The sequence below is a fragment of the Microbacterium sp. MF43 genome (genome assembly GCF_012847295.1).
Classification (GTDB): domain Bacteria; phylum Actinomycetota; class Actinomycetes; order Actinomycetales; family Microbacteriaceae; genus Microbacterium.
In genome coordinates, this window is the sequence record NZ_JABBDY010000003.1 from 318966 (window position 1) to 336592 (window position 17627).

Consider the following 17627-nt stretch of genomic DNA (forward strand, 5'->3'; position numbering starts at 1 on the left):
TGCCGCCTAGGCTGTCGGGGTGATCCGGAACCGCCGCCTACTGCTGACGGCGACCGCGATGGCCGCGATGCTGTCCACCTCGGTCGTCAGCGGCAGCGGTGCTCTCGCGAGCGAGGCGAGTCCCGCGCCCGGCTCCGAGCCCGTCGTGACCGTCAAGGCTGCTGCGGTGCCGTCGCTCCACGAAGCCGCGGTCCGGGCGGTCGAATCGATGACGGTTCGCGAGCGTGCGGCGTCGGTCGTGATGGGACACATCCCCACGACCGAGGCGGCGAGGCTGCGCGACTACATGGCGACCACCGGCATCGGCGGGTTCATCCTCATGGGCGCGAACATCCCCGCCGACGAGTCGTCGCTTCGTGAGGTCACGGCGGCTCTGACGGTAGATCCGGCGTTCCCTCCCCTCCTCGCGATCGACCAGGAGGGCGGCGACGTCTCGCGCCTGCCGTGGGACGGCTTCCCGTCGTCGCTCCAGCTCAAGGACGCTCCGCCGGCCCACGCCCGCGACGCGTTCGCCGCGCGGGCAGCGCTCGTGCAGCGGGCCGGCATCGGGGTCAACTTCGGCATCGTCGCCGACGAGACCGCCGATCCCGGTTCGTTCATCCACCGCCGGTCCCTGGGGACGTCACCCGCGGCCGCCGCGGAGCGGGTCGCCGCCGCGGTCGCGGGTGAGGGCGAGACGGCACTGTCCACGCTCAAGCATTTCCCCGGGCACGGCGCGGCGCCGGGCGACTCCCATGCCGGCATCCCGTCCACCGGCATGACGAAGGCCGAATGGAAGAGTGCGGATGCCGTGCCCTTCGCGGCCGGGATCGAGGCGGGGGCTCCGCTGCTCATGTTCGGGCACCTCGCCTACACGTCGGTCGACGCCACTCCGGCGAGCCTCTCCCCGGAGTGGCATCGCATCGCGCGCGAAGAGATGGGCTTCGACGGGATCGCGGTGACCGACGATCTCGGAATGCTCGAGGCATCCGGGATCGATGCCTACGCTGACCCGGTCGCGAACGCGGTGACCGCTCTCGCAGCCGGCAACGACCTCGTGCTCGCCGTCATGTTCTCCACCCCGGACAGCGCGACCGCGGTTGTGGACGGCATCGTGGCCGCTGTCGATGCGGGCACGGTGCCGGCCGGGCGTCTCGAGGAGGCCGCGGTGCGTGTGGCCGCGCTGCGCCTCGAACTCGCCGCCGCGGGGCGGGGTCTCGTGCCGTGTCCCGACTGCGAGCCCGCGGCGTGAGTCACCTCGGGTCGATGCAGGCGAGGAGACGCGCGCGGATCGCCTGCCCGCGCACTGAGAATTCGCGCTGAGCGCGGACGTAGGACGCCTTTCCATCCGGCGTCTCGATCGGCACCGCCGCATAGCCCCAGTCGGTGAGATCGTACGGCGATGCGCGCATGTCGAGGATCCGGATGTCGCGCGCGAGCTCGAAGGCGTCGAGCATCACCTCACCGGGGACGAGAGGGCCGGCCTTCACCGCCCACTTGTACAGGTCCATTCCCGCGTGCAGGCAACCGGGCTGCTCCCGCGCGGCCTGACCCTCTCGGGTCGGCTGGACGCGGTTGAGCGGCGCCGCCGCGGGCGTGAAGAAGCGGAAGGCGTCGAAGTGCGTGCACCGGAGGTCGTGCGCGTCGACCACCGCATCGGTCGCCGTCTGGCCGAGCCGAAGGGGCACGTCGTGACGGCGGTCGGTCGCGCGGTAGACCATCGCCCACTCGTGCAGTCCGAGGCATCCGAAGTTCGCAGCTCGGCCGGCGGTCGCACGCAGGATGCGGCCGATGTTCGCCAGGAGAGCGCCGTAGCGGGCGCGCAGGCCCTCGCCGTCCACGGCGAGTGATCCTGGATGCGCGCCGGATGCGTACCAGCGCCAGGCGGTGCGCTCCGTCCCCGCTGCATCGGCGAGGTCCACGCCCTCGCCGGGATGCCAGCGGCGCAGCACCGACGGCTTGTAGGAGTAGTACGTGAAGAGGAAGTCCTCCACCGGATGTTTCACGCCGCGGGCCGCGCGCGAGCGGTGGGCCTCGGTGAGCGCGTCGGCGCGGGCCGTGTGAGCCTCGGCGCGGTCGCGCCAGCGCTCGGCGCTGAGCAGCGCGGGAGCGGGTGGGGCGATCGTCACCGTACGAGGATACGCGCGAGCGCGCGTCAGTCCTCGGCCGGCTCGATGAGCTCGGGGGAGTTGTTGCGAACGTTGCCGACGGCTCGTGAGACGACGTGGTCGTCAAGGCTCTCGGCGAGCGCCGGGGCGGCATCGATGGCGGCATCGAGCACATCGCGGACGTTGTCGGTCGTAGGGTCGAGCCACGCGTCGGCATGGTCCGCGTCGATGAACAGCGGCATACGGTCATGGATCGAGCCCAGCCGGCCGACCGCGTCGCGCGTGAGAATCGTGAAGCTCAGCAGCCACCGCGACGGGTCGTCATCGGGCTTTGACTTGTCGCGCCACCACTCGTACAGCCCCGCCATGAACAGCGGCGACCCGTCGGCGGGATGGATGTAGTGCGGGATCTTCTGCCCGTCGACGTTCTTCCACTCGTAGTAGCCCGAAGCGGGCACGACCGCCCGGCGCTTCTCGAGAGCACTGCGGAACATCGGCTTCTCTTCGAGCTCTTCGGAGCGGGCGTTGAAGGCACGGGCCCCGATCTTGGGGTCCTTCGCCCAGCCCGGCACGAGCCCCCACCGCGCGCTCTCGAGCCGCCGCGTGGGGAGCTCCTCTTTGATGGAGTCGAGGACGATGGCGACCTGTGACGTGGGTGCCACGTTGTAGGAGGGCTCGGGCAGGTCGTCGCCCTCGACATCGACCCGCAGCACGCCGACGAGGTCGGAACCGGCACTGGCCACCACGAAGCGTCCGCACATACGGCCAGCCTACGCGCGGCCTCCGACGTCAGCGCGGGACGACTCCCACGTCCTCCAGACGATCGAGCAGGCCGGCCCCGTCGGACTCCGACACCCACGGGACCGCGGCCGCGCTGTGGTCGTTGACGGCGGTGCGACCGCCGGCGAGCACCGCCTCGGCAGGGGACAGGCGCCGGATCGCGACACCGACCACGCTCGACGGATGCTCCGCGGTGAAGGTCGTGTAGATCTCGTCGTCATGCTGCCCGTCGTCTCCGACGAGGAGCCAGCGCACGTGGGGGAACTCCTCGGCCAGACGGCGGAGATTCGAGAGCTTGTGCGCCTTGCCGCTGCGGAACCAGCGATCGTGGGTCGGGCCCCAGTCCGTCAGGAGCAGCGCGCCCGGCGGGAACAGATGGCGGCGGAGGAACCGCAGCAGCGTCGGAGCGATGTTCCAGGCGCCCGTCGACAGGTAGATCACGGGCGCGCCGGGGTTCTCGCGGGTGACCCGTTCCATGAGGACCGCCATCCCGGGAACGGGCTGACGCGCGTGCTCGTCGACGACGAACGAGTTCCAGGCCGCGAGGAGGGGCCGAGGAAGAGCGGTCACCATGACCGTGTCGTCGACATCCGACACGACGCCGAACGTCACGTCGGGCGCGACGACGAACACGCGGGTCTCGACAGGCTCGCCGTCCTCGACGGTCATCGTGAAGGTCTGCCACCCCGCCGCGAGTGCGGCGGGCAGCCGCACGTCGATCACGCCGCCGCGGTCGGCCACGACCTCGTGATCCACGCCGGCGATCGTGACCGTCACCTGCGCGTACCCGATCGGGACCGCGACGAAGCTCCGCCAGCCTCGCACGCTCGCATACTCGCCGGACTCCGTGGTCTTCACCGGGGGGACGATCATGACTCGCCCCAGCACGCGGACCCAGTCCGGTCCGGCGTACCCGGGGAAGGGGGTCACGGTGGGGGTGTGTCCGCGCCTGCGGGCACGGCGCTCGCGCCACGAATGGAAGCGATACTCCAGACGCGCGAGCCACAGAACCTTCGTGCGCTGGGGGGTCGCGACGGTTTCGGGCATCGTCTCAGTCTTCCATGTCGTCTTCGGTGACGGCTGCACGGGGGTCCGTCTCATGGCCGTGGTCGAGGTGCTTGCGCTCGGCGCGCTCGATGATCTTCTTGCTGATGAAGACGAGGATCAGGAAGATGACGATGATGCCGACGAAGATGTACCCGGCATAGTGCAGCTGATCAGCGAGCTGACGGTACGTCCCGGCGGCGACTGCCGCGACCGAGATGTACAGCGACGCCCAGATCACACAGGCGGGAACGGTCCAGGCGAGGAACCTCCGGTACGGGTAGCCGCTCATCCCGACCGTGAGCGGCACGAGCGAATGCAGCACCGGCAGGAACCGGGAGATGAAGATGGCCGGGCCGCCGCGACGGCGCAGGTAGCGCTCGGAACGCTCCCAGTTCTCCTCGCCGATCCGCTGCCCGAGCCGGGAGTGGCGGATCCTGGGGCCGAGAAAGCGACCGAGGCCGAAGCCGATGCTCTCGCCGATGATCGCGCCCACCACGACGGCGACGCCGAGGAGGACACCCTCGAGCACCGAGCCGACGGCGGTCGCCGCCACGATCACGACGGTGTCGCCGGGAACCACGAGCCCGATCAGAACGCTCGTCTCCAGCATGATCGCGACGCCGGCGATCAGGGTCCTGACGACCGCGTCGACGCTCTGAACGGCGTCGAGCAGCCAGGTCAGGAACTCGTTCACGCCACGAGCCTAGAACGACGGGCCCCCGTCTAGCCTGGGAACATGTCCGAGCCCCTCGTCGCCATGGAGCTCCCGCGATGGGCGGACCCGGAATCCGTGTTCGTGTCGCGGCACGACCGCGATGACCATGCGTTCTGGCTCGACGCCGGACCGGACGCCGCGGACGGCTGGAGCTGGATCGGCGCAGGCGAGTCGGAGAGCGACCCCGACGTCGTGCGCGCGATCGCGTGTCAGAGCGTGAGCGCGCCGCCCTGGCCCGCGGGACGCTTCCGCGGGGGGTGGGTCGGCTGGCTGGGGTATGACGACGCAGCCGAGCGCACCGGTGCCCCGGCGCGGTTCGACGAACGGATGCCGCGGCAGCGCTGGCTGCGGGTAGCGGAGTTCTTCGCCTTCGACCACGGCACAGGCCGTGTCTGGGCCGTCGGCCCTGCCGATCGAGTCGGGGCGCTGGCCGAGGAGTTCTCCCGCATCGTCCCGGTCGAGGAGACCCCGCCGCCGGCCGCGCGTGCCGCCGCGTCGTCCCGCCACGCCCCGACGGAGTACGCCGGGCTCATCGAGCGCTGTCGCGAGGCCATCCGTGCGGGCGACGCGTATCAGCTGTGTCTGACCACGCGGTTCGAGGTCGACGCCGTCGTCGATCCCCTCGACGCGTACCGACGGCTGCGCGCCGCCACGCCTGCGCACCACGGCGGACTGGTGCGAACCGGAGAGGTCGCCCTCGCGAGCGCCAGTCCCGAGCGGTTTCTCGAGGTCGACGCCGGGACCGTTCGGACGCGTCCGATCAAGGGCACGCGGCCGAGGGGAGCGGATGCCGAGACCGACGCGGCCCTCGCCGAAGAGCTCCTCGCGAACGAGAAGGAGCGTGCTGAGAACGTCATGATCGTCGACCTGATGCGCAACGACCTCTCCCGCGTGTGCGAGGCGGGTTCCGTCGGGGTCGACGGGCTGCTGCAGGTCGAGTCGTACCCCGCCGTCCACCAGCTCGTGAGCACCGTGTCCGGACGGCTCGAACCGGGCGTGACCGTGGGCGACCTGCTCGCCGCTGCCTTCCCCGCCGGCAGCATGACGGGTGCTCCGAAGCTCTCCGCGATGACGATCCTCCACGACCTCGAGGGCGGGCCGCGGGGCGCCTTCGCCGGCTGCTTCGGCTGGGTCGGCGCCGACGGCGCGCTCGACCTCGCCATGGTCATCCGCTCGATCGTCGTGCACCCTGGCGGCGCGTACGTCGGTGCCGGCGGAGGGATCACGTGGCGATCGGATGCCTCGGCGGAAGTCGCCGAGGTGGGCATCAAGGCCCGCGGCCCGCTCGCCGCGCTGGGCGCGGATCTCCCGCCCGGCTGGTGAACCGTCGGTTCCGGTAACCTGGACATTCGCGCGTCGCGCGTCCTCGGCATCCCTCTGATTGGTTTCTCCGTGTCACAGACCCTCCCACCCGACACCGCTGTGCCCGCCGACGGCGGGGGATACGACGCCTACGCCATCCAGGAGAAGTGGCAGGCGCGGTGGAGGGCCGCCGACCCGTTCAAGGCCGGCGACGAGGGCGACACGCGCCCGCGCAAGTACGTGCTGGGGATGTTCCCCTACCCGTCGGGCGACATGCACATGGGTCACGCCGAGAACTACGCCTACGTCGACACGGTGGCGCGCTTCTGGCGGCACCGCGGCTACAACGTCCTCAACCCGATCGGCTGGGACTCCTTCGGCCTGCCGGCCGAGAATGCCGCCATCCAGCGCGGCGCCGACCCGCGGGAATGGACGTACGCGAACATCGCGCAGCAGCGCGCCAGCCTGCAGAACTTCGGCACGTCGTACGACTGGAGCCGCGTGCTCCACACGAGCGACCCCGAGTACTACCGGTGGAACCAGTGGCTGTTCCAGCGGCTGTACGAGCGGGGACTGGCCTACCGCAAGGAGAGCCCGGTCAACTGGTGCCCCAACGACCAGACGGTGCTCGCCAACGAGCAGGTCGTCGACGGGCATTGCGAGCGCTGCGGTGCCGAGGTCGTCAAGAAGAAGCTCACGCAGTGGTACTTCAAGATCACCGAATACGCCGACAGACTGCTCGACGACCTGAATCAGCTCGAGGGCTTCTGGCCCCAGAAGGTCATCCGCATGCAGCGGAATTGGATCGGCCGGTCGGTCGGCGCCGACATCGACTTCGAGATCGAGGGCCGCGACGAGAAGGTCACCGTGTTCTCGACGCGTCCTGACACGCTCTACGGCGCGACGTTCATGGTCGTCGCGCCCGACAGCGACCTCGCCGCCGAGCTGGCGGCCGGATCGTCGCCCGACGTGCGGATGCGCTTCCAGGACTACCTGGAGCGGGTGCAGCGCGAGACCGACATCGAGCGCCAGAGCACCGACCGACCCAAGACCGGCGTGTTCCTCGAGCGCTACGCGATCAACCCGGTCAACGGCGATCGCCTGCCGATCTGGGCGGCCGACTACGTTCTCGCCGACTACGGTCACGGCGCGGTCATGGCCGTGCCGGCGCATGATCAGCGCGACCTGGACTTCGCCCGCGCGTTCGACCTGCCCGTGAAGACGGTGGTCGACACCACCGCTCCCATCACGGGCGCGATCCCGGTGATCGAGCTCGACGACGACGGCGTGCCGATCGACCCCGGTGTGGACGAGCCCACGCTCGCCGACATCGATCCCGCCAAGACGGGCATCGCGCTGACCGGCGATGGTCGCATGATCAACTCCGGCGCCCTCGACGGGCTGTCCAAGCGCAACGCGATCGCGCGTGTGATCGAGCAGCTCGAGGCTGCCGGGACCGGCCGCGCGGCGAAGTCCTATCGCCTGCGCGACTGGCTGATCTCGCGTCAGCGCTTCTGGGGCACCCCGATCCCCATGATCCACACGCAGGACGGCCGCATCGTCCCCGTCCCCGACGACCAGCTGCCGCTCCGCCTGCCCGACGCCAAGGGACTCGACCTCGCGCCCAAGGGCACATCGCCTCTCGGCGGCGCGGCCGAGTGGATGGCGACCACCGATCCCGAGACGGGGGAGCCGGCGCTGCGCGACGCCGACACGATGGACACGTTCGTCGACAGCTCGTGGTACTTCCTGCGCTTCCTGTCTGCGAACGACCCGAGCCAGGCGTTCCCCTCGCGCGAGGCCGACAAGTGGGCTCCCGTGGACTCCTACATCGGCGGCGTCGAGCACGCGATCCTGCACCTGCTGTACGCGCGCTTCATCACGAAGGTCCTTTTCGACATAGGCCTGATCGAGTTCACCGAGCCCTTCACCAGCCTCATCAACCAGGGCATGGTGCTGCTCGACGGCTCGAAGATGTCCAAGAGCAAGGGCAATCTCGTCGAGTTCGCCGCGAGCATGGTCGACCCCGGCGCCGACGCGGTGCGCGTCGCGATCGCCTTCGCCGGCCCCGTCGAAGACGACATCAACTGGGAGGACGTCTCGACGACCGGCGCGCAGAAGTTCCTGGCTCGCGCGTGGCGCGTCGCGAAGGACGTCTCGAGCGATCCGGACGTCGTCTGGGCCGACGGTGACGCGTCGCTCCGGCGCGTGACGCACCGTCTGCTCGCCGACGCTCCGGGGCTCGTGGAGCAGACGAAGTTCAACGTCGTCGTGGCGCGTCTCATGGAGCTCGTCAACGCGACGCGCAAGGCGATCGACACCGGCGCCGGACCCGCTGACCCGGCGGTTCGGGAAGCGGCCGAGGCGACCGCGATGATCCTCGACCTGTTCGCCCCCCATACGGCGGAGGAGATGTGGGAGGTCCTCGGCTACGACGGCTTCGTCGGGCTGGTTCCGTGGCGCAACGCCGATCCGACGCTCCTGGTCGAGGAGTCGGTCACCTCGGTCGTGCAGATCGACGGCAAGGTGCGTGCCACGCTGCAGGTCCCCGCGCGCATCGACGCCGCCGAGCTCGAGCGTCTCGCGCGCGCCGACGAGAAGGTGCAGCGCTCGCTCGCCGGTCGCGAGATCACGCGCGCGGTCGTCCGCCCGCCGAAGGTCGTCAGCTTCAGCACGCACTGACGACGACTCCTCCCCGGCATCCCGCCGGCGGAGGAGATCCCCAGGACGCCCCGTGAGCAACGGACGGCCGCAGGCTCGCTCGTAGCGTGGGCGGGTGACTGCGGATCCCGAACCCGAACCGGCGCCGACGTCCCGCCGGCTCGGACTCGGCGCGGCGGTCATCCTGGTGATCGCGGCCCTCGCGGTGACGGTGGCGATCGGCATCTTCCGTGGCGCCGCCGCGCCGATCGAGCAGGTCGCGAGCGGCGGTTCGGCGACGGATGCCGCCACCCCCGCGCCGTTGTATGCGCACGTCTCCGGCGCGGTGGTCTCCCCGGGCCTGTACGTGCTGGACGCGGGTGCGCGCGTGGTCGACGCTGTCGCCGCCGCCGGGGGGTTCGCGCGGGATGCCGACCAGGCGGCGGTCAATCTCGCGAGGCCGGTGACGGACGGAGAGCAGTTGCACGTTCCACGCGCGGGGGAGGCGAGCGCCGCCGCGGCTGCCGGTGACAGCTCGGCCGGTCTCATCGACCTCAACGCCGCCGATGCCGTGACACTCGAGACGCTGCCGCGGGTCGGGCCTGCGCTGGCGCAGCGCATCATCGAATGGCGCGACGCCAACGGCCGGTTCACGGCGATCGAAGACCTTCTCGCGGTGCCCGGCATCGGCGACAAGATGCTCGACTCCCTCCGCGATCTGGTGAGGGTCTGACGTGCCACGGGGGCAGACCCTCCGGCTGGCTCCCGTCGCGGGCGCGACCTGGCTGGTGGCACTCGGAGCGATCCATCTTCCCCAGCATGCGGCGGTGCTCGCCGCGACTCTCTGGCTCGCTGTGCTGGCGGCTCTCGCGTGGTCCGCGTACGGGCGTTGTCCGCGACGCGGCGCCCGGTTGGCGGTGATCGTCGCGATGCTCGCGGCGGTGGGAGGAGCCGCCACCGCCTCCCACGTCGCTGTCGCGGAGCCGGCGCGTCACGCGGTGCTCTCACTCGACGTGACGGGTGGCCGTGCCGTCACCGTGCAGGCCACGGTGGTCGGGAAGGTCGAGGGCCGCGCAGACGGCACGCTCGCCTTCGACGCGATCGTCAGCAGGGTCACGATCGGCATGGCTGCCCATCTGGTCCGCGCGGAGGCCGAGGTGCGCGTGGCGCCCGACGACGTCGACATTCGCGGTGTGCTCGATGTCGGAGCTGAAGTCGTCGCGCAGGGGACGGCGCACGCCGGGCGCCCCGGCGACCGGGCGGTGCTCGTCTTCCGGGCGGACCGCGGGGTGACGGTGGCCCGCGCGCCCGACGGGACCGCGGCGGCGACCGCATCGCTGCGAACGGAACTCGTCGCTGCAGTCCGGGGCTTGCCCGGAGAGGGTGCCGGGCTCGTTCCCGGGCTCGCCGTCGGCGACACGTCGGCGGTCTCCCGCGAACTCTCGGGTGCGATGAAGGAGTCGTCACTGTCGCACCTGACGGCGGTATCGGGAGCGAACTGCGCGCTCGTGGTGGGACTCGCGTTCGTTGCTGCGAGCGCCGCCGGGGCATCCCGCCCGGTGCGGGTCGGGGTCGGCCTCGCCGTGCTGGCGGGGTTCGTGCTTCTGGTGACCCCCGAGCCCAGTGTCGTGCGGGCCGCGACGATGTCGGCGATCGCGATGCTCGGGGTGCTGCTCGGCCGCCCCGCCGTCGGCATGGCGTTCCTCTCGCTCGGTGTCGCCCTGCTGCTCGTCATCGATCCCTGGCTTGCAGGCTCGCTCGGGTTCGCCCTGTCGACGGCGGCGACGGCGTCGCTGCTGCTGTTCGCCCGGCCACTCGCGCAGGGACTCGAGCGCGTGCTCCCGCGCGCGCTCGCGCTCGGGCTCTCCGTGCCGCTGGCGGCGCAGCTCGCGTGCGGGCCGCTGATCATCCTGGTGGCGCCGCAGATTCCGGTGTACGGCGTTCTGGCGAACCTGCTCGCCGCTCCTGCCGCCCCGATCGCGACGGTCGTCGGCCTCGCGGCGTGCCTGGCCGCTCCCGTCCCGCCCCTGCAGAGCGGGCTGGCAGCCGTCGCGTGGCTTCCGGCATCCTGGATCGCTGCCACGGCGACCACGGTCAGCTCGCTGCCCGGCGACACGCTTCCATGGCTCGAGGGGTGGCCCGGTGTGCTGACCCTCTCGGCGGTCGGCACGGCGGTCGGCGTGCTCATCGCGCTCCGTCCGCGCACGCCGGTCGGCCGCAGGATGCGCTGGTCGTCGGGCGCGCTCGTGGCGGTCGTGATCGGCGTCGTCGCCGGCGGGGGCCTGCTCGGCTCGGTCGCGGGCCGCTGGACCCTGCCCGCGGACTGGAGCATTCTGGCATGCGACATCGGGCAGGGCGACGCGGTTCTGCTCCGATCGAACGGCGTGGTGGCTCTGGTCGACACGGGCCCGAATCCCGAGTCGCTCGTCGCGTGCCTCGACCGCGTCGGGATCGCCACCGTCGATCTGCTGGTCCTGACGCATTTCGACCTCGATCACGCGGGCGGCGCCGCCGCGGTCGAGGGGCGCGTGGGAACGGTGCTGCATGGCCCGCCGCACGGGGACGCGGGGCTGATCCTCGACCGCCTTGCGCGGGCCGGGGCGCGACTCCAGCCCGCCCACGAGGGCCTTTCGGGTGAGCTGGGGCGGGCACGATGGAGTGTCCTGTGGCCGCGCGCCCGAGGCCACGCCTTCCCGCCCGGAAACGATGCGAGCATCGTGCTCGATGTGCGCGGCGGGGGAATCCCGGCAACGCTGCTCCTCGGCGATCTGTCCGCCTCGCCGCAGCGGGCGATCGCGGGGTCGGGCTCTCTGCGTCCGCCCTACGCGGTGGTGAAGGTGGCCCACCACGGCAGCGCCGATCAGGAACCGGCGCTCTACCGAGCCGCCGCGCCGTCGCTCGCGATCATCACCGTCGGCGAGGACAACGACTACGGCCATCCGCGGGCCGAGATCCTCGACACGTTGGCGGATGTCGGCGCGGTGGTGGCGCGGACCGACTCCGAGGGCGTCGTCGCAGTGCGCGAGAGCAGGGGAGTGCTGGAGGTATGGCGGGAACGAGGCGGGTGAGTCGGGGGCGCTCGCTAGGCTGGAGTCATGGCACCGACCGCGCGACGCGCACCCGCGAAGGCCGCGCGCAGCACGATCCCCCAGCTGTCGTGGCGGTCCCCCCAGCCAGCCCCGATCGTCCTCGTGTCGGGGCCGGAAGAGGTCTGCGCCGAACGCGCGATCGCCGCAGTGCGCGACTTCCTCCGCGCAGAGGACCCGAGCCTCGAGGTGTCCGATCTGCGGGCAGACGACTACGCGCCCGGATCGCTGCTGGCCGTCACCTCGCCTTCGCTGTTCGGCGAACCTCGCCTGGTGCGCGTCACGGGGGTCGAGAAGTGCTCCGACGCGTTCCTCTCAGAGGCCGTGTCCTACCTCGCCGCTCCGCAAGATGGTGCCACCGTGGTCCTGCGTCACAGCGGCGCGAGCGTGCGCGGCAAGAAGCTCCTCGACGCCATCCGCGCTGGAGACGGAGGGGGCGTCGAGATCGCCTGCCCGGCGATCAAGCGCGACAGCGATCGCTACGACTTCGCCGCAGGGGAGTTCCAGGCGGCGAAGAAGCGCATCGCGCCGCCGGCCCTCCGCGCCCTCGTGTCGGCGTTCGCCGACGACGTCACCGAGCTCGCTGCGGCGTGCCAGCAGCTGATCGCCGACGTGCCCGGCGACGTCACCGAGCAGGTCGTCGAGCGCTATTACGGCGGACGCGTCGAGACGTCGGCCTTCACGGTCGCCGACACGGCGATCGCGGGAAGGTACGGCGATGCTCTGATCGCCCTGCGGCACGCCCTGGCGTCAGGCGCCGATCCGGTCCCTCTGGTCGCGGCGATCGCCATGAAGCTCCGCACCATGGCGCGCGTCGCCGGCAGCCGCGAGCCGGCCGCCGCCCTTGCGGGGCGGCTGGGCATGAAGGACTGGCAGATCGATCGCGCGCGCCGTGACCTGTCGGGGTGGAACGAGGCATCCCTCGGCATGGCCATTCAGGCCGCCGCCCGTGCCGATGCCGAGGTCAAGGGCGGGTCGCGGGACTCGGTGTTCGCGCTCGAGCGACTCGTCACGGTGATCGCGACGCGCGCGCCCTACGGTTCCTGACCGCCGCCCCGGCGATCCGGGCGTCGACGCCGAAGGCCCGCCCCCGGAGGGACGGGCCTTCGAAACAGATCCGAGCGGGCTCAGAGCGCCGCGACCTGCTTGGCGATCGCCGACTTGCGGTTGGCGGCCTGGTTCTGGTGGATGACGCCCTTGCTCACGGCCTTGTCGAGCTTCTTGGTCGCCTTGCGCAGCGCCTTCTCGGCGGCGGCCTTGTCACCGGCGGCGACGGCCTCGCGGGTGCGACGCACTTCGGTCTTCAGCTCGCTCTTGACGGCCTTGTTGCGCTCGCGCGCCTTCTCGTTGGTCTTGTTGCGCTTGATCTGCGACTTGATGTTCGCCACGGGTGAAGATCTTTCGTGTTGATGGATTGGGAGTTGCCGCGTTACGGGTAGAGGGGCCGCTCGCGGCGTCGCGCGGAGGTGGGACCCCGCACGCAAGCCAATCACCGAGTCTAACAGGTCTGCCCGAGCGTCGTGATCGCCAGGTTCAGGACGGCGTTGAAGACCCGCGGGCGCATCACCGTGACGTGATGGGTCGTCCGCGGGAAGACGATCAGCTCGGCGTGCGGGGCGATCCTGGTGAAGAGTCTCTCGTTGACCCTGAGCTGGTCGTACTGGCCGTTGACGAACCACAGCGGCACGTCGATGCGTTCGAGGGCGGCGAGCAGGTCGAGCACCGAGAGGCTGCCCAGCGCGATGTCCTGCGCGTCGAGGGCATAGCCGCCGGCGCCGAAGTCGTCGCGGGTCTCGTCGGGGAGGATCCGGTCCAGCAGCCGGTTCGTCAGCCACATCCCGCGGTCGGGGAGGGAGTCGAAGCTTCTCGCCAGGAAGCGGTATGCCGCCAGACCGACCCCCCGGGGGATGGCGGTGCAGGATGCCGCGATGAATCCCGCCACCGGCGGACGGCTCTGGGCGCCCGCGTACTCGATGCAGAGCAGGCCGCCCATCGAATGGCCCACCAGCAGCACGGGGCCGCGGGCAGAGGCATCCGTCACCGCCTCATCGATCGTCGCGAACGCGCCGTCGATGGTGAACTCCTCGGTCATGCGCGAGCCGTGGCCCGGGAGGTCGACGGCGGTGACGGGGTTGCCGCGCTCCTCGAGGTACGCGACCTGCGATCGCCACATCGTGGCGGACGTGCGGATCCCGTGCACGAGCACGACCTGCACGACCATGCGCCCAGGCTAGCGGCCGGCCCGGACGTAGCATGGCGGCATGCCCGAGATCGCACCGCACATCGCCGGGATGCCGGGGTCAGGCGTACGGCACATCCTGGAGCGGGCACTGCGCCGACCGGGCACGATCATCCTCGCGGTGGGGGAGCCGGGCGAGCTCGTCGGCCGCGGTGTCCGCCAGATCGCCGCGGACGCGTGGCTCGACGGAGACCTGCGCTACACGCCCAACGGCGGGCTGCCGGTGCTGCGGCAGGCGATCGTCGACAAGCTCGCCCGCGAGAACGCCGTCGCGGTCGACCTCGAGCAGGTCTGGGTGACCGTGGGGGCGACCCAGGCGCTGCACATGGCGATGGCCCTCACGCTGGCCCAGGGGGACGAGGTGCTCGTCCCCGACCCGGGCTACACGACCTTCACCATGAACGCGCGGCTGCTGCAGGCGGTCCCGGTGCCCTACCCTCTGCGACCCGAGCGAGGGTTCCAGCCGGACCTCGCCGAGGTCGAGGCGCTCGTGTCGCCGCGGACGCGCGCGATCATCGTGAACTCGCCGTCCAACCCGCTCGGCTCCACGTTCGACCGGACCACGCTGGAGTCCCTCCTCGACCTCGCGCGGCGCCACGACCTGTGGGTGATCAGCGACGAGGTCTACGAGCGCTTCACCTGGGGTGCGCCGCACACGAGCCTGCAGAGCCTCGATAGAGACGACCGCGTGCTGTCGGTGTTCTCGACCTCCAAGACCTACGCGATGACGGGCGCCCGCGTCGGCTGGCTCGTCACGCCGCCGGGGTGGCGTCCGACCATGCTGCGGGTGCAGGAGTCGATCGTCAGCTGCGTCGACGCGCCGTCGCAGCGGGCGGCCGCCGCCGCGATCGCCGGCGATCAGGCGGACGTCGTCCGGGCCGCCGCGCACTACCGCGCCAACCTCGACGCGGCGACGGCGCAGCTCGACGAGCTGGGCATCCGGTACCTGACGCCGACGGGGGCCTTCTACCTGTGGATCGACGTCTCCCACGCCTCCGGGGGCGACGTCGTGGCGTGGTGCGAGCGCTTCCTCGACGAAGCGGGCGTCGCGGTCGCCCCGGGCTCCGCGTTCGGCGCGTCGGGCGAAGGATGGATCCGCGTGTGCGTCGCGAGCGACCGGGAGCAGCTGCTCACGGGACTGCGCCGGCTGCCCGCGCCCGGGGACTCAGCGCACGCGCAGGGCTGAGGCCCGCCTCACCCGTAGAATCGTCGGGATATGTCACCGCGCGCCCTGAAGCCTCTCGAGCCGTCTGCGACCCCTCCCGAGCTGATCCGCAACTTCTGCATCATCGCCCACATCGACCACGGCAAGTCGACGCTGGCCGATCGCATGCTGCAGATCACGGGCGTCGTCGCCGACCGTGACATGCGCGCGCAGTACCTCGATCGCATGGACATCGAGCGCGAGCGCGGCATCACGATCAAGTCCCAGGCCGTCCGCATGCCGTGGCAGACGAGCGACGGCACGTTCGCGCTCAACATGATCGACACGCCCGGTCACGTCGACTTCACCTACGAGGTCAGCCGTTCCCTCGCGGCGTGCGAGGGCGCGATCCTGCTCGTCGACGCGGCGCAGGGCATCGAAGCGCAGACGCTCGCGAACCTCTATCTGGCCCTCGAGAACGATCTGCACATCATCCCGGTGCTGAACAAGATCGACCTTCCGGCGGCCGACCCCGATCGGTTCGCCAAAGAGCTGGCGAACCTGATCGGCGGCGATCCCGACGACGTCCTGCGGGTGAGTGGAAAGACGGGAATGGGCGTGGAGGCCCTCCTGGATCGCATCGTCGAGCAGATCCCGGCTCCCCAGGGGAACGCGGATGCCCCCGCTCGCGCCATGATCTTCGACTCCGTCTACGACTCCTACCGTGGCGTCGTGACGTACGTCCGCATGGTCGACGGAAAGCTCGCCCCGCGCGAGCGCATCCAGATGATGTCGACGACGGCGACGCACGACCTGCTCGAGATCGGCGTCTCGAGCCCCGAACCGGTGCCTACCAAGGGCCTCGGCGTCGGCGAGGTGGGCTATCTCATCACCGGCGTGAAGGACGTGCGCCAGTCGAAGGTCGGCGACACGATCACGACCCACCGCAAGCCCGCTTCCGATGCGCTCCCCGGGTACACCGATCCCAAGCCGATGGTCTTCTCGGGCATCTACCCGATCGACGGCAGCGACTACGGCGACCTGCGCGAAGCCCTCGACAAGCTCAAGCTGTCGGATGCCTCGCTGCAGTACGAGCCCGAGACCTCGGTCGCCCTGGGCTTCGGCTTCCGCTGCGGCTTCCTGGGCCTCCTGCACCTCGAGATCATCACCGAGCGTCTCTCCCGGGAGTTCGACCTCGATCTCATCACCACCGCACCGAGCGTCGTCTACGAGGTCCTCACGGACACCGGGGAGACGGTCATCGTCACCAACCCGAGCGAGTACCCCGACGGCCGCGTCGCGAGCGTCTCCGAGCCGATGGTCAAGGCCGCGATCCTGCTGCCCAAGGACTACGTCGGCACCGTGATGGAGCTGTGCCAGGGGCGCCGCGGTCAGCTCCTGGGCATGGAGTACTTCAGCGAGGAACGCGTCGAGCTCCGCTACAACATGCCGCTGGGCGAGATCGTCTTCGACTTCTTCGATCAGCTGAAGTCGCGCACGCAGGGCTATGCGAGCCTCGACTACGAGCCGAGCGGACAGCAGGAGGCCGACCTGGTGAAGGTCGACATCCTGCTCCAGGGCGACAAGGTCGACGCATTCAGCTCGATCGTGCACCGAGAGAAGGCGTACGCCTACGGCACGATGATGACCGAGCGCCTGCGCAAGCTCATCCCTCGCCAGCAGTTCGAGGTCCCCATCCAGGCCGCCATCGGCGCCCGCATCATCGCGCGCGAGAACATCCGCGCGATGCGCAAGGACGTCCTCGCCAAGTGCTACGGCGGCGACATCACCCGAAAGCGCAAGCTGCTCGAGAAGCAGAAGGAGGGAAAGAAGCGCATGAAGATGGTCGGCCGCGTGGAGGTCCCCCAGGAGGCGTTCATCGCCGCGCTGTCGGGAGACGTCGAAGGGAAGGCCTCGAAGTAGGCTGGTCGACATGCGTCGAGGGAATTTCCGGGACGACACGGTCGACTATGCCGCCGTGGGGGCGACGCAGGCGCCCGACCTCATGACCTATCCGCCGGAGCGCAGCATTCCGGCCGAGGAGTCGTGGCGCATCGGCAGCGGCGAGGCGCGCTTCCAGGGTGCGGGCGAGGCGCTGATGTCGTGGACCGCGCAGCGCGGTGCGGGTCTGGAGATCTCCGACGTGCGGCCGGCGGCGGGGCCGATGTACTCCGGCGTCAGCTTCGACGCCGAGGGCCATCCCATCGCGCCGAGCCGCTCGGAGGCCGACCTGCGGTACGACGCCGACGGCACGCCGTACGTGGCCGGCGGCACGACGATCCGGGTCGACGGGCGGGTCAAGGGCCTGCGCGCCGACGCCGAGCTGCGTGTGATCTTCGCGATCGAGGAGCCGCGGCGCATCGGCTTCGCCCTGGGCACCGTCGGCGAGTCGGTGGTCAGCGGGGAGGAGTCCTTCATGCTCGAGTGGCACGACAACGACGAGGTGTGGTTCACCGTGCGCGCCTTCGACGCGCCGTCCGCGCTCATGTACCGGATGTTCCCCGGTCTGATGCGACGCCGGCGTCGTGAGCTCTTCACGCGGTATCTCCGCGCGATCTCGCCCCTGTACGCGACGCCCGCGTGAACC

Annotated in this window: 15 protein-coding genes; 9 read left to right on the forward strand and 6 right to left on the reverse strand. The window is 70.7% G+C overall.

What is annotated here, in order from left to right; translation table 11 throughout:
- Positions 1-19 precede the first annotated feature (19 nt).
- Positions 20-1231, forward strand: coding sequence for a glycoside hydrolase family 3 N-terminal domain-containing protein (locus HF323_RS09925; RefSeq protein ID WP_317451049.1), 1212 nt, complete (start codon positions 20-22; stop codon positions 1229-1231).
- 1 nt (position 1232) lies between these two features.
- Here the strand turns inward: HF323_RS09925 and HF323_RS09930 are convergent, their stop codons facing one another.
- From HF323_RS09930 to HF323_RS09945, 4 genes are read right to left on the reverse strand one after another with little or no spacing between them, the layout of a single operon-like run.
- Positions 1233-2108 (reverse strand): 3-methyladenine DNA glycosylase, encoded by an 876-nt coding sequence (locus HF323_RS09930; RefSeq protein WP_169582422.1) that lies wholly within the window; start codon positions 2106-2108, stop codon positions 1233-1235.
- A gap of 26 nt (positions 2109-2134) precedes the next feature.
- On the reverse strand, positions 2135-2848 hold the full coding sequence (locus tag HF323_RS09935; RefSeq protein WP_169582423.1) for an SOS response-associated peptidase: 714 nt from the start codon (positions 2846-2848) through the stop codon (positions 2135-2137).
- Between the two features lie 28 nt (positions 2849-2876).
- The gene (locus HF323_RS09940; RefSeq protein ID WP_169582424.1) at positions 2877-3914 is read right to left on the reverse strand and encodes a phosphatase domain-containing protein; all 1038 of its coding nucleotides are present in this window, start codon (positions 3912-3914) and stop codon (positions 2877-2879) included.
- A 4-nt stretch (positions 3915-3918) separates the two neighbouring features.
- Positions 3919-4608, reverse strand: coding sequence for a DedA family protein (locus tag HF323_RS09945; RefSeq protein ID WP_169582425.1), 690 nt, complete (start codon positions 4606-4608; stop codon positions 3919-3921).
- A gap of 42 nt (positions 4609-4650) precedes the next feature.
- On the opposite strand from HF323_RS09945, the gene pabB reads away from it, so the two are divergent.
- The 5 genes from pabB to holA all read left to right on the forward strand — a co-directional run bounded on the left by pabB (position 4651) and on the right by holA (position 12704).
- Positions 4651-5952, forward strand: a complete 1302-nt coding sequence (pabB, locus tag HF323_RS09950; protein WP_169582426.1) for an aminodeoxychorismate synthase component I — start codon at positions 4651-4653, stop codon at positions 5950-5952.
- Positions 5953-6021: 69 nt separating this feature from the next.
- Positions 6022-8613 carry a leucine--tRNA ligase gene (gene leuS, locus HF323_RS09955; protein ID WP_169582427.1) on the forward strand — a complete coding sequence of 864 codons (2592 nt, stop codon included), beginning with the start codon at positions 6022-6024 and terminating at the stop codon, positions 8611-8613.
- A gap of 94 nt (positions 8614-8707) precedes the next feature.
- Positions 8708-9304 carry a ComEA family DNA-binding protein gene (locus tag HF323_RS09960; RefSeq protein WP_169582428.1) on the forward strand — a complete coding sequence of 199 codons (597 nt, stop codon included), beginning with the start codon at positions 8708-8710 and terminating at the stop codon, positions 9302-9304.
- A gap of 1 nt (position 9305) precedes the next feature.
- Entirely contained in the window at positions 9306-11639 is a 2334-nt protein-coding gene (locus tag HF323_RS09965; RefSeq protein ID WP_169582429.1) for a ComEC/Rec2 family competence protein, read from the forward strand.
- Positions 11640-11666: 27 nt separating this feature from the next.
- Positions 11667-12704: a DNA polymerase III subunit delta gene (gene holA, locus HF323_RS09970; protein WP_169582430.1), complete on the forward strand. Its 1038-nt coding sequence runs from the start codon at positions 11667-11669 to the stop codon at positions 12702-12704.
- A gap of 80 nt (positions 12705-12784) precedes the next feature.
- Here the strand turns inward: holA and rpsT are convergent, their stop codons facing one another.
- Together rpsT and HF323_RS09980 are read right to left on the reverse strand one after the other, a co-directional pair.
- On the reverse strand, positions 12785-13045 hold the full coding sequence (gene rpsT, locus HF323_RS09975; protein WP_169582431.1) for a 30S ribosomal protein S20: 261 nt from the start codon (positions 13043-13045) through the stop codon (positions 12785-12787).
- 110 nt (positions 13046-13155) lie between these two features.
- Positions 13156-13878, reverse strand: a complete 723-nt coding sequence (locus HF323_RS09980) for an alpha/beta hydrolase (RefSeq protein ID WP_169582432.1) — start codon at positions 13876-13878, stop codon at positions 13156-13158.
- A gap of 40 nt (positions 13879-13918) precedes the next feature.
- On the opposite strand from HF323_RS09980, the gene HF323_RS09985 reads away from it, so the two are divergent.
- From HF323_RS09985 to HF323_RS09995, 3 genes are read left to right on the forward strand one after another with little or no spacing between them, the layout of a single operon-like run.
- On the forward strand, positions 13919-15082 hold the full coding sequence (locus HF323_RS09985; RefSeq protein ID WP_169582433.1) for an aminotransferase class I/II-fold pyridoxal phosphate-dependent enzyme: 1164 nt from the start codon (positions 13919-13921) through the stop codon (positions 15080-15082).
- A 30-nt stretch (positions 15083-15112) separates the two neighbouring features.
- Positions 15113-16963 carry a translation elongation factor 4 gene (gene lepA / locus HF323_RS09990; RefSeq protein ID WP_169582434.1) on the forward strand — a complete coding sequence of 617 codons (1851 nt, stop codon included), beginning with the start codon at positions 15113-15115 and terminating at the stop codon, positions 16961-16963.
- 10 nt (positions 16964-16973) lie between these two features.
- A complete protein-coding gene (locus HF323_RS09995) occupies positions 16974-17624 on the forward strand; it encodes a DUF1990 family protein (protein WP_169582435.1) in 651 nt (216 codons plus the stop codon).
- Positions 17625-17627 lie beyond the last annotated feature (3 nt).

Bases quoted from the DNA above. Each gene is read 5' to 3' on its own strand.
- HF323_RS09935 (WP_169582423.1), bottom strand. From the start codon at position 2,848: ATGTGCGGACGCTTCGTGGTGGCCAGTGCCGGTTCCGACCTCGTCGGC.
- HF323_RS09940 (WP_169582424.1), bottom strand. From the start codon at position 3,914: ATGCCCGAAACCGTCGCGACCCCCCAGCGCACGAAGGTTCTGTGGCTC.
- pabB (WP_169582426.1), top strand. From the start codon at position 4,651: ATGTCCGAGCCCCTCGTCGCCATGGAGCTCCCGCGATGGGCGGACCCG.
- holA (WP_169582430.1), top strand. From the start codon at position 11,667: ATGGCACCGACCGCGCGACGCGCACCCGCGAAGGCCGCGCGCAGCACG.
- HF323_RS09980 (WP_169582432.1), bottom strand. From the start codon at position 13,878: ATGGTCGTGCAGGTCGTGCTCGTGCACGGGATCCGCACGTCCGCCACG.
- HF323_RS09985 (WP_169582433.1), top strand. From the start codon at position 13,919: ATGCCCGAGATCGCACCGCACATCGCCGGGATGCCGGGGTCAGGCGTA.
- lepA (WP_169582434.1), top strand. From the start codon at position 15,113: ATGTCACCGCGCGCCCTGAAGCCTCTCGAGCCGTCTGCGACCCCTCCC.
- HF323_RS09995 (WP_169582435.1), top strand. From the start codon at position 16,974: ATGCGTCGAGGGAATTTCCGGGACGACACGGTCGACTATGCCGCCGTG.